Origin of the sequence: Novosphingobium sp., assembly GCF_039595395.1 — a bacterium.
Classification (GTDB): Bacteria; Pseudomonadota; Alphaproteobacteria; order Sphingomonadales; family Sphingomonadaceae; genus Novosphingobium.
Window position 1 is genome coordinate 1,930,205 of the sequence record NZ_JBCNLP010000001.1, and the last position, 14,620, is coordinate 1,944,824.

Consider the following 14,620-nt stretch of genomic DNA (forward strand, 5'->3'; position numbering starts at 1 on the left):
CGGGCAACAGTCCGCCGGAGAGGATTATCATGCAAGTCTACACCGCTCCCCTGCGCGATATGCGTTTCGTGCTTCATGAACTGCATCAGGGCGATGGCTTCGGCGATCTGCCCGGCCATGAAGACTTCACCCCCGACCTGATCGACGCCGTGCTGGAGGAAGCCGCGCGCGTCACCCAGCAGGTGCTGCTGCCGCTCAACGCCAGCGGAGACGCCGAGGGCTGCCATTTCGAGAATGGCACCGTCCGCACCCCCAAGGGTTTTCAGGAGGCCTATCGCCAGTTTGTGGAAGGCGGCTGGTCCTCGCTGGTCGCGCCGCCCGAATGGGGCGGGCAGGGCCTGCCCGAGGCCGTCGGCAAGATGGTGGAGGAGATGGTCTGCGCGACCAATGTCGCTTTCAGCCTCTATCCGGGCCTGACCAGCGGGGCGATTGCTGCGCTCACCACCTATGCCAGCGATGAGCTGAAGCAGATCTGGCTGCCCAAGATGGTCTCGGGCGAATGGTCGGGCTCGATGTGCCTGACGGAATCGCATTGCGGCACCGATCTGGGCCTGCTGCGCACCAAGGCGGTGGATCAGGGCGACGGCACCTACAAGATTTCGGGCGCCAAGATCTTCATCTCGGCGGGCGAGCATGATCTGTCGGGCAACATCGTCCATCTGGTGCTGGCGCGCCTGGCCGATGCGCCCAAGGGCGTGAAGGGGATCAGCCTGTTCCTCGTGCCCAAGCTGCTGCTGGATGACGATGGCCAGCCCGCGATCCGCAACGGGGTGGCCTGCACCGGCATCGAGCACAAGATGGGCATCAAGGCCTCCGCCACCTGCCAGATGCAGTTCGAGGACTCGCTCGGCTGGCTGGTGGGCGAGCCCAACAAGGGTCTCGAAGCCATGTTCACCATGATGAATGCCGAGCGCGTGGGCGTGGGCATTCAGGGCCTGGGCGTGGGCGAGGCGGCCTATCAGTCCGCCGTGTGGTACGCCAAGGACCGCCTGCAGGGCCGCAGCCTGTCGGGCCCGAAATATCCCGAGAAGGCGGCTGATCCGATCATCGTCCACCCCGATGTGCGCCGCATGCTGATGACGATGCGCGCCTACAATGAGGGCTGCCGCGCGCTTTCGGGCTGGATCAGCCGTGCGCTCGATGCTGAAAAGCACGCGACCGATCCCGAAACCCGCCAGCGCGCCGAGGATTTCGTCGCGCTGATGACGCCGGTGGTGAAGGCGCTCTTCACCGATCTGGGGCTGGAGAGCGCCAGCCATGCGGTGCAGGTCTATGGCGGCCATGGCTATATCGTCGAAAGCGGCGTGGAGCAGTATCTGCGCGATGCCCGCATCAGCATGATCTATGAGGGCACCAATGGCATTCAGGCGCTCGACCTGATCGGCCGCAAGCTGAGCGCGCATATGGGCCGCTATCTGCGCAGTTTCTTCCATCCGGTCTCGAACTTTATCGAGGACAATGCCGGGGAAGGGCCGATCGAACCCTTCGTCACCGGGCTGAAGCGCGCTTTCGAGGCTTTGCAGGGCTCCACCGCGATCATCGCCCAGCGTGGGCTGAAAGACCCCGAGGAAGCCGGCGCCGCCGCCACCGACTATCTGCGCCAGTTGGGGCTGACGGCTTTGGCCTATTGCTTTGCGCTGTCGGCGAAGATCGCCGTGCAGGAACTGGCCTCCGGCACGCAGGAAAAGGAGTTCTATCAGGCCAAGATCACCACGGCCCGTTTCTTTTACGACCGTATCCTGCCACAGACGGCGGCTTGCTATCTGGCGATCAAATCGGGCAAGGGCTCGATGATGGCGCTGGATGAGGCGTTGTTCTGAAAGGTTGGATGATGAGCGGTGTGGATCAGGTGCTGGCGCTGAAGGAGACGATGGCTCGTTCGCCGATGATGCGTCTGCTGGAGGTCGAGGTGGTCTCCGCGCAGCATGGCGAAGTCGTGCTCAGCGCCACGCCTGACCACCGCTTCGACAATCAGGTGGGGATCGCGCATGGCGGCTACATTGCCAGCCTGCTCGACAATGCCTGCGGGGCCGCGGCGCATTCGGTGCAGGACGGCAGGCATTATTGTCTGACGCTGGAGATCAAGGTTGCCTATCTTCGCGCCATCCATGCGGACAGCGGGACGCTCGAGATCGTCGGGCGGGTGCAGAAGGCGGGCCGTCAGGTGGTGGTCACCGAGGGCGTGATCCGTGACGCGCAGGGCCGCGATCTGGCGACGGCGACCTCCACGCTGATTGTCCAGCCGATTGAAGGAGTAGCGGCATGAGCTTCGTGGTCGAGCGCGACGAGATGCAGTATGACGTGGTCGTCGTGGGTGGCGGCCCGGCGGGGCTGGCCACGGCGATCCGGCTGAAGCAGTTGAATGCCGATCTGGCGGTCTGCCTGCTGGAAAAGGGCAGCGAGATCGGGGCGCATATCCTGTCGGGCGCGGTGGTCGATCCGCGCGCTCTGGATGAGCTGTTCCCCGACTGGCGCAACGAGGGCTGCCCGCTGGCCGAAACCCCGGTGACCGACAATTGGCACTGGGTGCTCAGCAAGAGCGGCAAGACCGCGATGCCCCATGCCATCATGCCGCCCTTTATGAGCAATGATGGCTGCTACACCGCTTCGCTGGGCAGCCTGTGCCGCTGGCTGGCGGGCAAGGCCGAGGAACTGGGCGTGGAAATCTTCCCCGGCTTCCCCGCCGCCGAGGTGATCTACGACGACAGTGGCGTGCTGATCGGCGTGCAGACCGGCGATTTGGGGCTGGGCCGCGATGGCGAGCCCAAGGCCGATTTCCAGCCCGGCATGCGCCTGCTGGCCCGCTACACCGTGCTGGCCGAGGGCGCGCGCGGCATCGCTGACCAAGCAGGTGAAGGCCAGGTTCGATCTGGAGCGCGATTGCCAGCCGCAGGTTTACGGTCTGGGCATCAAGGAATTGTGGGATATCGCTCCCGAAAACCATGTGCCGGGCCGGGTGCTGCATACGCAGGGCTGGCCGCTGTCGGAAAGCGGATCGTGGGGTGGCGGCTTCCTCTACCATCAGGCGGGGGGGCAGGTGGCGCTCGGCTTTGTGACGGCGCTCGATTACAAGAACCCCTTCGTCAGCCCCTATGAGGAATTTCAGCGCTGGAAGCAGCACCCGGAGATCGCGGCCATCCTGAAGGGCGGCAAGCGGGTCTCCTATGGCGCCCGCGTGATCAACGAGGGCGGCTGGCAGTCGGTGCCCAAGCTGACGTTCCCCGGCGGTGTGCTGGCGGGCTGCGCGGCGGGCTTCGTCAATGTGCCGCGCATCAAGGGCAGCCATACGGCGCTCAAATCCGGCATGCTGGCCGCCGAGGCGATTGCCCCGGCACTGGAGGCGGGGCGCGGTCAGGACGAACTGGCCGAATACGAAACCGCCCTGCGCTCAAGCTGGATCGCCGATGAGCTGAAGCTGGTGCAGAACGCCCAGCCTCTGGTCGCCAAATTCGGCGGCACCATCGGCACGGTTCTGGCGGGCGCGGATATGTGGCTGCGCGTGGCGGGGGTGAATTTGCCCGCGATGAAGCATCACACCGATGCCTCGGCCACGCAGAAGGCCAGCGCCTTCAAGCCCATCGCCTATCCCAAGCCCGATGGCGTGCTCAGCTTCGACCGGCTGACCAATGTGGCTTTCTCCTTCACCAACCATGAGGAGGACCAGCCCTGCCATCTGCGCCTGACCGATCCGGCGATCCCGACGCAGGTCAACCTGCCGGTCTATGCCGGTCCCGAAGCGCGCTATTGCCCGGCGGGCGTCTATGAATTCGTGGGCGAGGCGGATGACAAGCGCCTGCAGATCAACGCGCAGAACTGCGTCCACTGCAAGACCTGCGACATCAAGGACCCCACACAGAACATCAACTGGGTCACCCCCGAGGGCGGCGGCGGACCCAATTACCCCAACATGTAAGAGGAAAGGTTTGTCAGGCGATGCCCATCTCCACCACGATCACAAGGATGCTGGGCATCGACCATCCCGTCGTTCAGGGCGGGATGATGTGGGTGGGCAAGCCCGAGCTGGTCTCGGCGGTGTCCAATGCGGGCGCGCTGGGCCTGCTGACGGCGCTGATCTATCCCACGGCGGATGATCTGCGCCGCGCGATCGATGCGACACGTGCCCTTACCGACAAGCCCTTTGGCGTGAACCTCACCCTCATGCCGATCACCCGCGCGCCGCCCTATCCCGAATACCGCCGCGCCATCATCGAGAGCGGGATCAAGGTGGTGGAAACCGCCGGCCATTCCCCGCATGAGCATATCGAGGATTTCAAGGCGCATGGCGTCACGGTGATCCACAAATGCACCTCGGTGCGCCATGCTCTGGCGGCGCAGCGGATGGGGGCGGATATCGTCACCATCGACGGCTTCGAATGCGCGGGTCATCCCGGCGAAGATGATGTCGGCGGTCTGGTGCTGATCCCGGCGGCGGTCGATGCGCTGGAGATCCCGGTGCTGGCCTGTGGCGGCTTTGCCGATGGGCGCGGTCTGGCGGCGGCGCTGGCGCTGGGGGCTCAGGGCATCACCATGGGCACGCGTTTCTGCGCCACGCAGGAGGCGCCGATCCATGCCAATGTCAAACAGGTTATCCTGAACAATGACGAGCGCGATACGCGCCTGATCCTGCGCGGCATCGGCAACACCGGGCGCGTGGCCTTCACGCCGGTTTCGGGCAAGGTGGTCGAGTTGCAGCGCCAGCCCGACGTGAATTTTGAACAGTTGCGCCCCTATGTGGCGGGCGAAAAGGGCCGCCAGACGCTGGAAAACGGCGATATCGAGAATGGTCTGGTCTGGGCGGGGCAGTCGCAGGGGTTGATCCACGACATTCCCACCTGCGCCGATCTGATCGCCCGCATCATGGATCAGGCCGAGGCGGTTTTCATCCGTCTGGGCGCGATGGCCCCGGCCTGAGATTTCACCCCGCTGCCGCGCGCGGTGGCGGGGGGCTGCCGCTCTGGCGGGCCAGCAGCATGTCGATGCAGAGCAGAGTCTGGGCGTAGGCGGCCTTCATGCGGGCATGCAGCTCGGTCATCTCGCCGATGCTGTCGCCCTGGCCGGTGCGCAGGCGCTTTTCCATCACCTCGGCCAGCGCCGCCATGCCGGTGGCGCCGACGATCTTGCTCGAACTCTTGATGGTGTGGGCGGGCAGGACGGCTTCCTCCTTCTCGCCCAGCGCCAGCGCCTTTTCGATCTGGTTGAGGTAATCGACCGTATCGGTGCGATAGAGTTCGATCAGTTGCGGGAAGCTGCGCATGGTGGTGCGCAGGGTCTCGAAGGTGGCCTCGTCGAAGAGCGAGACGCGAGGTGGTGACCCGGCGGGCGCGGGCTGTGCCGGTGCCGGGGGCGGAGCAGGCTGGGCCACCGGTGCGGGAGCGGGCGCAGGCACGACCGCCTGCAACGCGGGACGCGGCGCCTGAGGGGCCAGCGCAGGCTGCTGAGTGACCGGCGCAAAAGCCGGAGGCGGCGGGGCCAAGGGGGGCAGCGCCATCGCTTCGGTCATGTCCAGCGGCGGCTGTTGGTACTGCCCGGCAAAGGGTGGCACGGCGGCAGGCGCTTGCGCGAAAGGCTGCTGGGCAAACGGCTGGACCGCAGGCTGCCCGGCGAGCACCGGCGGCGATGCGGGCGCCTGCGTGAAAGGCGCCACGGCAGGCTGGGAGGCAAAGACCGGCGAGGGCGCAGGTGCGGCCATCGGCGGCGGAGCGAAAGGCGGGGGTGCCGGTTGCGTCGCAAAGACCGGGGCCGTATCGGAGCCCCCCCGCGGTCAGCGCGGGTTGAGCGGCAAACACCGGAGCCGCAGCCGCAGCCATCGGGGCAGCGGGCGCAGGTGCCGGGGCCGGCGGCGTATCGGCGGCATCCAGCCACATCACATCGCCCGAAGAGGCGTCATCGGTCAGCGGCAGCAGGCAGACCAGCACGTCGATCAGCTCGGGCACGCGGACCGGCTTGGAGAGGAAGGCGTCCATCCCGCAGGCCAGGCACTTCTCGCTGTCGCCCTTCATGGCGTTGGCGGTCAGGGCCACGATGGGCGTATGCGGCACGGTGCCCGCCTTCATCATCTGGCGCAGATTGCGGGTGGCGTCATAGCCATCCATGTTCGGCATGCGGCAATCCATCAGGATGATGTCGAACTTCTGTTCCTGAGCCGCTGTCAGCGCCTTGCGCCCGTCGCTGGCCGTGGTGATCGTGAAGCCGAAATCCTGCATCAGCTCGGAAATGACGAGCTGGTTGACGGTGTTGTCATCCACCACAAGGCAGGTCTTGCCGTCGAAACGCACGGTGCTGTTGGCATCGGGGCCCAGCACGGTGGGCCAGCTTTCCGGGCCTGCAGGCGCGGCCATCGCCGGGGTGGCCGGTGCCACAGCAGCGCCGCCGCGGTTGATCAGCGCGGCGAGCGCGCGCTCCAGATCCTCGGGCAGGAAGGGCTTGCACAGTGCCTTGTCGAAGGCGCTGTAGCGCTGATGCAACTGCTTGTCGGCCAGCAGGATCGCCCAGCCCTGACCGTTCAGCACCCGCTGCGCGGCAATGCGCGTCCAGCCGTCATAGGCGGCATGGACATCCTGCGCCTCATCGAGGATCAGGCCGGAGAGGTCCAGACTGTTGCCCGGCACCAGCGCGCGCACCGCCTCATCCATCGAGGCGAAGGCCTGCAGCCGCAGCCCGGATTTGGCCAGAACGCGCTCCACCACCTGTCGCACAAAGGGCGAGGGCGTGACAAGGCCGACGCCCTGCGCGGTCATCGGCTGGCTGGCGGTGTCGCCGTCGAGCCGGTCGAGAGGCAGGCGGGCGATAAAGGTCGAGCCCCGGCCATACTGGCTCTCGACCGAAATCTCGCCGCCCATCAGCGTGCAGAGCTGGCGTACGATCGACAGGCCAAGCCCCGTGCCGCCGAACTTGCGCGCGGTGCCCGCCTCGGCCTGGGTGAAGCGTTCGAAGAGCGAGGCCTGCTGCTCGGGCGTCATGCCGATGCCGGTGTCGCGCACCGAGATCGTCAGCCACTCGCGGCCCTGCGCGGCGCCCGTGGCGATCTGGGCCATGATCTCGCCATTTTCGGTGAACTTTACCGCGTTGGAGACCAGATTGCCCAGAATTTGGCGCAGGCGCGTCGGATCGATCATCGCCCATTTGGGCACCTGCGGATCGACATCGATCATCAGGCTGACGTTCTTCTCATGCGCCTTGCCGGCATAGAGTCCCAGCACATCCTGCAAGAGCTGATAGAGATTGGTGCGGATCGGATCGATCGCCAGCATGCCCTGATCGATCTTGGCCAGATCGAGCACATCGTTCAAAATCGCCAGCAGCGCCGAGCCCGAATTGCGGATCTGATCGACATAGCGCATGTCGGTCTCGGAGAGGTTCCGGCGGCCCAGCAGTTCGGCCATGCCCAGCACGCCATTGAGGGGCGTGCGGATCTCATGGCTCATATTGGCGAGAAATTCATCCTTCGAGGCAGCAGCGGCCTGAGCGGTATGCACGGCCTCCATCAGCGCGTCGGAAGCCTGCTGCTGCCAGCGGCGCGAGATAAAGGCCGCCACGGCAATGGCGGCCACCGCGACCAGCGCGAAGATCAGCATCGTCATCACGGCGCCAAGCATCGGCACCAGCCGCTCGGTATGGATTTCGAGCCCCACCGTATGCGTCATCGGCAGGGTGTGGATGATGTCCTCGCCGGAGATCGGCCAGCCGGGGGCGCCTGTGCGCTGCGTGGTGCAACCGGCATCGATGCCGCCGCCAACGGTGCGGATCGACCAGCTGTTTGCGAAATTGCCCTTGCGGGCCTCGTCGCGGCAGAGGCGGGCGAAGTCGAAGAGGACATAGGTCAGACGGTCGGCGGGGGTGGCGACGGGCTGGCTCTGCACCAGCACCAGCGCATCCTGCTTGTCCTGCCCGAACAGCGCCGGATAGGCCTTGGCCGCCACCACATGGACATAGGCAGGCCGGGCCTGCGTCAGGGCGCGCAGGCTGTCGATCTCGGCAGCGGCCTGCGGTGAAGGCAGGGCGTTACGCCCCATGCCCGAATGGCGCAGATGATCGTCGGCGCCCAGATAGCCCTCATCCTGCACATAGGGCGAGCCGTTGAGCGCGCCTGTCAGCTTTTGGGCGGCCAGATCGGGGGCATTGCTGTTGACGTAATTGGCGGTGTCCTTCAGCCGGATCACCAGATGGTCGATCTGGGTGCGCAGCGCGGTTTCATGCGCCTCGGTCTGGGAGACGAATTGTGCGTGGCCCAGCCGGTCCATCGTCTCCAGCGCGGAGAGTGTGAAGATCACGGCCAGCAGGCCGACAAAACCCAGCACGATGGCCATCAGATGGCGCTTGAGAAGGATGCTCATGGGGCCACCTTTGAGGGCAATGCCGTCATATCCGGCAGAAGAGGGTGCAGCGCGCCTGATCAGCGTCACCATACGGTGGCCGCACGCGCGGCCAGCGTGGCGGTGACCAGATTGCCCGTGCCGTGGAATTCCAGCTTGCTGAAGATCAGCGCGGCGCGCGCGATGCCGCGCCCGGTCTGGCCGATGCCCTGCGCCGGATCGGGCCGGATGAAGCGCTGCCATGCGAAACCGGGGCCCGGATCGCGGAAGGCGAATTTCAGCCCTTCGGGCAGGCGCTGGGCGGCGGCCTCGGCCACGCCCGCATAGGCGGGGTCAGCCTCGCGCCGGGCGAGTTCGGCATCCAGCGTGCCATTGGCCAGATAATGCGCCTTGGCCTGCCCGCCCAGACGATAGAGCCCGTGCTCCACCGCATTGGTCAGCAGTTCGCGCAGGCCCACGATCACCTTTTCGGGATTGTCGGCCAGGCTGGCCAGCAGGCTCGCGACCGGGGCGACATCCGACATCTTGCGCAGATGGAAATCGATGCGCTGGATGTTGCCGAAACCGGACTGGTGCGATTGCAGCGTGCGGGCGGCGGCGCGGCGCTGTTCGATCTGGCGGACGGTGGCCTGCATCACCTGCTGCAGCAGATTGGGGTCGACCGGCTTGGTAAGATATTGCTGGACCCCGGCCTCGATCCCCTCGGCCACCGAGGAGGAATCGCCGGTGCCGGTCAGCATGATGATCGGCATGTGCTGGGTGGCCGGTTCCCGGCGCAGGCGGCGGGTCAGGCCCAACCCGTCGAGCGCGGGCATGAAACGATCGGTAAGAACCATATCGGCACGGGCAGGGGCCTCGCGCAGCAGCGCATAGGCCTCCGCGCCATTCTGGGCGATCTCCACCTGGTAACCAAGATCGCTAAGCATGGACGACACCATCATCGCCGCCATGCGGTCATCCTCGACCAGCAGAACACGCATCCCCTGGCCGCCCGCAGGCGCGGCGCCGGGAGCGGCGGGTTGCGCCACCGGGGGCACGGGCGGCTGCGGAGCCACCTGACCATGGTTAACGGCGGCGTCGAAGCTCTGGAAGTCGGGCAGCGCGCTCATGCTGGCTCACTTTTCGGTCAGGGCGGCGTCAAGCCCGTGGCGGACGGGGCTGACCAGGAAGGACAGCACGGATTTATGGCCGGTGATGATATCGGCATGCGCCTCCAGACCGGGAGCCAGCGACGCCATCGTGCGGCGGTCGAGGTCCTTGTCGGTGATCGCGATGCGCACCTTGTAGAAACGGTTGCCGCGATCATCGGCGAAGGATGAGGGCGAGATCGAATGGACCTGCCCGTCGATCCAACCCTTGCCGGGCAGGTCGAAGCCGTTGATGCGGACATGGGCGTCCAGCCCGGCGCGGACATCGTGGATGTTGGTGGCCGGGATCTGCGAATCGATCATCAGCTTCTCGTTGGAGGGCACCACCACGGCCAGCAGGCCGCCGGGTGCCACCACGCTGCCGGGCGCGATGGTCAGCGATTTGACCATGCCCGCCACGGGGCTGCGCACGATCAGGCGATCGGTGCGGGCCATGGCGCGCTTGAGCAGCACATTGGCCTCGATCCCCTGCAGGGCCAGCGTGTTGCCCTCCTGATAGAGATCGACCTGCTGACGCGAGCGCACGCTGGCCGCCTCGCTGGTAGCCTGTTCGAAGCCACCGCTGGCGACCGAAAGCTGCTGGCGCAGCGCATTGACGCGGCCATCGGCATCGTTGAGCTGCTGTTCACGCTGGTTGAGCGAGGAGCGGGTGACGGCCTCGGCCGAGAACAGGCGCTGGGCGCGGTCGCGGTCATCGCGGGCGATCTTGGCGGCCGATTCCGCCGTGGTGAGCTGGGCGCGGATCAGCGCGATGCTGGCGGCCTGCTGCTGGGCACGGGCGGCGGCGGCGCGGTTCTCGGCACCGAGGAAAGCTGCGCGCTGGGCTTCGGCACTGTCGCCGCGCACCACCAGACCCTTGTTTTCCAGCGCCTTGACGGTGCTGAGCTGCTTGTCGATCATCGCCAGCCGCTCCTTGGCATAGGCGACATCGCCCGCCGCCTGAGCGCCGTCGAGTTCCATCAGCGGCTGTCCGGCGACCACCTTGTCGCCCTCATGCACCAGCAGGCGCGAGATCTGGCCGCCATCGACATGCTCGATGCGGCGTTCATGGGCATCGGGTTCCAGCGTGCCGACGGCCTGCGACACATCGCTGACCTGCGCCATGGCGGCCCAGCCGATGGCGACCACCACGGCGGCGCTCAGGGCGATCAGCGTGCCATGCAGGATGCGGCCGGAATGCGCGTCGCTGGCGCCCAGCGGCATCAGCAGTTCGGGCAGCTCCAGCGTGTCGTTGGAGGCGTTGTCCGCGCCGGGGAAGGCATCCCGCGCGGCCTGAACGAGGTGGAGGCGGGCCGGCATCAGGCAGCATCCGCCAGCATTTCGGGCGAGGTCACCACGGGCGCGCGGCCCTGGCGCAGCACCACCACCCTGTCAGCCAGGGCAAGCAGATCGGATCGACCGGAAACAAAGACCACGCTGACTCGTCCTTTCGCTGAGCGAAGAACATTATGGAAGATCTTGTCAAAACCGGCATTAACCACAGCATTGGGGATTTCATCTATCAGGATAAGTCCGCTGCCCGACAGCAAGGCTTGGGCAAGGGCGAAGCGCCAGATGAAACCTTCCGACATCTGTGTGTTTTCAGTGATATGGATGTCGTCCAGCGCGATGTTCTGCAGGCCGACGGCGGCCAGCACCCGCTCGACATCGGCGGGTGAGGCGACCGGATTGGCCATGTCCAGATTGTCGCGCAGCGTGCCGGGGAGCAGGCTGGGGTTCTGCGGGATATAGCCGATGGCGCTGCGCAGGGTGCGCACGGGCAATTGCTCCATGTCCACGCCCTCGATCTGCACCACCCCGAAAGAGGGCTGGGTCAGCCCCTGAAGCAGATGCAGGATGGTCGACTTGCCGGTGCCGGCCGAGCCATGGATGCCGATCAGATCGCCCGCGTTGATGTCCAGATCGAGACCGAAGAGCATCGGGCGGCCATTGCCGATCCGCATGGTGATGTTGCGCATCGTGGCATTGCCGCGAATGATCGGCAGGCGGCGGCGCTGCACATCGGTGACGGCCTCGGTCTCCAGATCCATGAAGGCGTTGATCTGCTCGACCGACTTGCCGCATTGCTCGAAGCGGGGCAGCGCAAGGCAGAGCGCATGCATCGGCGCCAGCACGCTGGAGGTCAGCAGGACCACGCCCAGCAGCTCGGCCGGGCCCAGCTCATACTTCACCGACCACAGCGCGACCGTGCCGATCACCATGATGAAGGCCACGGCAAAGAAGAAGCTGGCCAGACCCTCGACGATCGCCATCAGCCGCGACATGGCATATTGCACCAGCTGCGCGCGTTCGATGCGGCGCTCCTGCAGATCGGCCCAGCGGTGCTGCAGGCCGCATTCGCGGATCAGTTCGCGCTTTTCGAAGGTCTCGACCATCACATGCTGCAGCTCGGTGGCCTGGTCGGCCAGCATGCTGGTCAGCACGCCCATGCGCCGGTCACAGAAGAAGAACAGCCCGCCATAGCACAGCCCCGCGCCCACCAGCACGATCCCGGCAGGCGGCATCACCCAGAGCACGGCGATCAGCCCCAGCATCGACACCGGCAGATCGAGCAGGATCGCGGCCAGCGGGCTGGTCAGAAAGTCGCTGACGTTCTCGAAGGATCGCACGCGGGAGGACTGGTCTTTCGCGTCCAGCCTTTGCGTCAGGAAGGCGGGCAGATGCATCATCTTGTCGAAAGTGGCACAGCCCACGACATAGTTAAGGCGCGCCGCAAACCACGCCAGAGCATGCGATCGCAGCGCCAGCATCCCCCACATGATCACCACCAGGATCAGCAGCAGGGTGAGCAGCCACGGCATGGCCAGCTCGTCGCCGCGCGTGAAGACCGAACGGTAGAAGGCCGAGATCACGAAGGGCTGGGCGATCGTCACGATCACCACCGCCAAAGTGGTCGCCACCACGACCCAGCGCATCGAGCCAAAGGAGCTGACCAGCGCGCGCAGCCAGCTATAGCCGGTATGCTTGCGGCTTTCGGGGGAGAGCGGATTGGCCGCCGCTTCAAGCTGCAGCTTGCGGATCGCGCCCTTGGGCAGCGAGTCCAGATCGCGTTCCTTGCCCTCGCCGTCCAGCGCGGTGATGGTGGTGCCTTCGCTCAGCAGCAGGAAGGCTTCCTCGCCGCCTGCGGGAAGCAGCAGGGCGGGGCAGTCCCACGGGCGCAGTCGGTCGAGGCCGAACTTGTGCTCGCGCACGGTAAAGCCCAGATTCATCGCGGCGGCCAGCAGGCGCTGCCCGGTACCGCGATGGTGGTTGCGCGGCACGGTGCCCAGCACATCCTTGATCTGCACATTGGGCATGAAGCGCGTGCACAGCAGGCTGAGCAGGGTGAAGAAGGCCGGATCATGATCCGCGCCATGGGCCGATCGGCTCAGCATGGTCGCCAGAGCGGAGGCCTTGGATGAAGCCCCCGACACAGCCGGGGCCTGATCGGAAAGCGCCGGATTGGAAAGCGTTGTTGTCTGCATCACAGCACCAGCGAGCGATAGGGAAGGGCAAAGGGCACGATCGTGTCGCAGGGCGTCAGCACCCCGTCCTCGATGCGGAAAGCCCGGTCGGCCAGAGAAGCGAGGTTGGCGTCCTCGCTGGCGATCACCACCGTGGCCATGCCGCGCACCTCGCTGAAGAAGTTGATCAGGCGGGCATAACCGTCGCGGTCCAGCCCCTGATCGGCGTGATCGAACAGGATGATGCGCGGACGATGGGTGAGCGCGCGCAGAATGGCGATCTGCCGCTCCAGCCCCGGCGCCACCGTACCGCCCGCGGAATCCCCGACCGGGGTCTGCATGCCGCCCGGCAGCTCGTCGAGCCGCTTGTCGATGCCCAGCAGGCGGGCGACCTCATAGGCCGCCTCCACCGAAATTTCGCCAAAGCGGGTGATGTTGTCCTGAATGGTGCCGTCGAACAGGCGGTGGTCGGCCGACAGATAGGTCAGGATGCGGTTGCGATCGGCGGGGCCATAGTGCTCGAAGGGCACATCGTTGACCGTCACCGCGCCGCCCGCCAGCTCGTCCAGCCCGGCCATGGCGCGCAGCAGGGCGCGCGCTTCCTTGCGGCTGGCCGAGGAGATGGCGATGCATTCGCCCGGCTCAATCACCAGATCGATCGGCGCGGGCAGCGGCACGGGGCCGGTGCTGGTGTGCGAGACCGGAGCCAGCACCGCGCCGTCCAGCCGGTATTGCTGCAGCGTGGTGAAGGTGACGCCGCGCCGGGGCGGGGCATCCATGCGGGTTTCCTCGTCCAGCTTGCGGATCTTGGCATGGGCGGCATCGCGGTCGCGCGCCTGAATATGCATGAAGACGGCGCGCTGGATCGGCTCCATCAGGCGGCTGGCCAGCAGGATGGTGGAGATCACCATGGCCAGGTTCATCGCCCCGCGCTCGGCGGCCAGAGCGCAACTGAACAGCAGGATGATGTTGAGCAGCATGCCGGCAATGGCATTGGAATGGGTGAGGCGCGAGGCCGAATTGGCCAGCGCCAGATTGTTGCGCATGGCCTCGCCATGGGCCTGTTCATAGACGCGCACCATCTGGGGCTCGACGGCCAGCGCCTTGACCAGATGCATGCGCTCCAGAATGGTGAAGAGCATGTCGAAACGGTGTTCGATGGCATCGCGGCTGTTTTCGGCGATCACCGAATAGCGATGCGCCGAATGCCAGGTGAAAGCGGCCAGACAGCCCAGAAACACCGTGACGACGATGCCGCTGCGCCATGAAATCACATAGATCAGAAGCAGGATGACCGGCGCGAAGGCGATCTCGGCCTTGGCCAGCTGGACCTCGCCATTGGCGATGCCCTTGAGCTGGTGAATGGCCCCGGAGTAATCGAGACTGGCCGCGGCGGCGGATTTGAAATCCAGCCGCCGCGCCCGCACCACCCGGTCGATCAGCCAATGCAACCGCTGGGTGAGGAACAGGCGATCGGTATGCGCGATCACCAGATTCCGGTTCAGTTTCAGCAGGCCCTCGATGGCTGCTGCCGCAATGACAAGTGCTACCAGCACGATCACCGTGGACCCATGGGGGTTCTGCTGCCCGCGAGAGATGATCTGGCGGGCCACCATGGGCAGGGTTAGTGCGGTCAGGTTGATGACCAGGGTGGCAGTGAACAGAACCGCGCGCGATGGCCGGCTGGCTAGCACTAATCTTTGCATTCGTGACCCCG

8 protein-coding genes and 1 pseudogene are annotated in these 14,620 nt (G+C 65.9%); 4 read left to right on the forward strand and 5 right to left on the reverse strand.

Annotated features, from left to right (window positions below; translation table 11 throughout):
• The first annotated feature begins 29 nt into the window (after window positions 1-29).
• From ABDW49_RS09095 to ABDW49_RS09110, 4 genes and pseudogenes are all read left to right on the forward strand, one after another.
• Window positions 30-1,820: an acyl-CoA dehydrogenase C-terminal domain-containing protein gene (locus ABDW49_RS09095; RefSeq protein WP_343611339.1), complete on the forward strand. Its 1,791-nt coding sequence runs from the start codon at window positions 30-32 to the stop codon at window positions 1,818-1,820.
• 8 nt (window positions 1,821-1,828) lie between these two features.
• A complete protein-coding gene (locus ABDW49_RS09100) occupies window positions 1,829-2,266 on the forward strand; it encodes a PaaI family thioesterase (RefSeq protein WP_343611340.1) in 438 nt (145 codons plus the stop codon).
• Window positions 2,267-2,271: 5 nt separating this feature from the next.
• Window positions 2,272-3,913, forward strand: a pseudogene (locus ABDW49_RS09105) (electron transfer flavoprotein-ubiquinone oxidoreductase).
• 20 nt (window positions 3,914-3,933) lie between these two features.
• Window positions 3,934-4,911 carry a nitronate monooxygenase family protein gene (locus tag ABDW49_RS09110; RefSeq protein ID WP_343611341.1) on the forward strand — a complete coding sequence of 326 codons (978 nt, stop codon included), beginning with the start codon at window positions 3,934-3,936 and terminating at the stop codon, window positions 4,909-4,911.
• On the opposite strand, the gene ABDW49_RS09115 is transcribed toward ABDW49_RS09110, so the two are convergent.
• The 5 genes from ABDW49_RS09115 to ABDW49_RS09135 all read right to left on the reverse strand — a co-directional run bounded on the left by ABDW49_RS09115 (window position 4,863) and on the right by ABDW49_RS09135 (window position 14,597).
• Window positions 4,863-8,333, reverse strand: coding sequence for an ATP-binding protein (locus ABDW49_RS09115; protein WP_343611343.1), 3,471 nt, complete (start codon window positions 8,331-8,333; stop codon window positions 4,863-4,865). The genes ABDW49_RS09110 and ABDW49_RS09115 overlap by 49 nt on opposite strands.
• Before the next feature lie 65 nt (window positions 8,334-8,398).
• Window positions 8,399-9,421 carry a response regulator gene (locus tag ABDW49_RS09120; RefSeq protein ID WP_343611345.1) on the reverse strand — a complete coding sequence of 341 codons (1,023 nt, stop codon included), beginning with the start codon at window positions 9,419-9,421 and terminating at the stop codon, window positions 8,399-8,401.
• Window positions 9,422-9,427: 6 nt separating this feature from the next.
• Window positions 9,428-10,759 carry an HlyD family type I secretion periplasmic adaptor subunit gene (locus ABDW49_RS09125; protein ID WP_343611347.1) on the reverse strand — a complete coding sequence of 444 codons (1,332 nt, stop codon included), beginning with the start codon at window positions 10,757-10,759 and terminating at the stop codon, window positions 9,428-9,430.
• Entirely contained in the window at window positions 10,759-12,924 is a 2,166-nt protein-coding gene (locus ABDW49_RS09130; protein ID WP_343611348.1) for an ATP-binding cassette domain-containing protein, read from the reverse strand. The genes ABDW49_RS09125 and ABDW49_RS09130 overlap by 1 nt, the downstream gene beginning before the upstream one ends.
• Window positions 12,924-14,597, reverse strand: coding sequence for an ABC transporter transmembrane domain-containing protein (locus ABDW49_RS09135; protein WP_343611349.1), 1,674 nt, complete (start codon window positions 14,595-14,597; stop codon window positions 12,924-12,926). Before ABDW49_RS09135 ends, ABDW49_RS09130 begins: the two co-directional genes overlap by 1 nt.
• Between the last annotated feature and the right edge of the window lie 23 nt (window positions 14,598-14,620).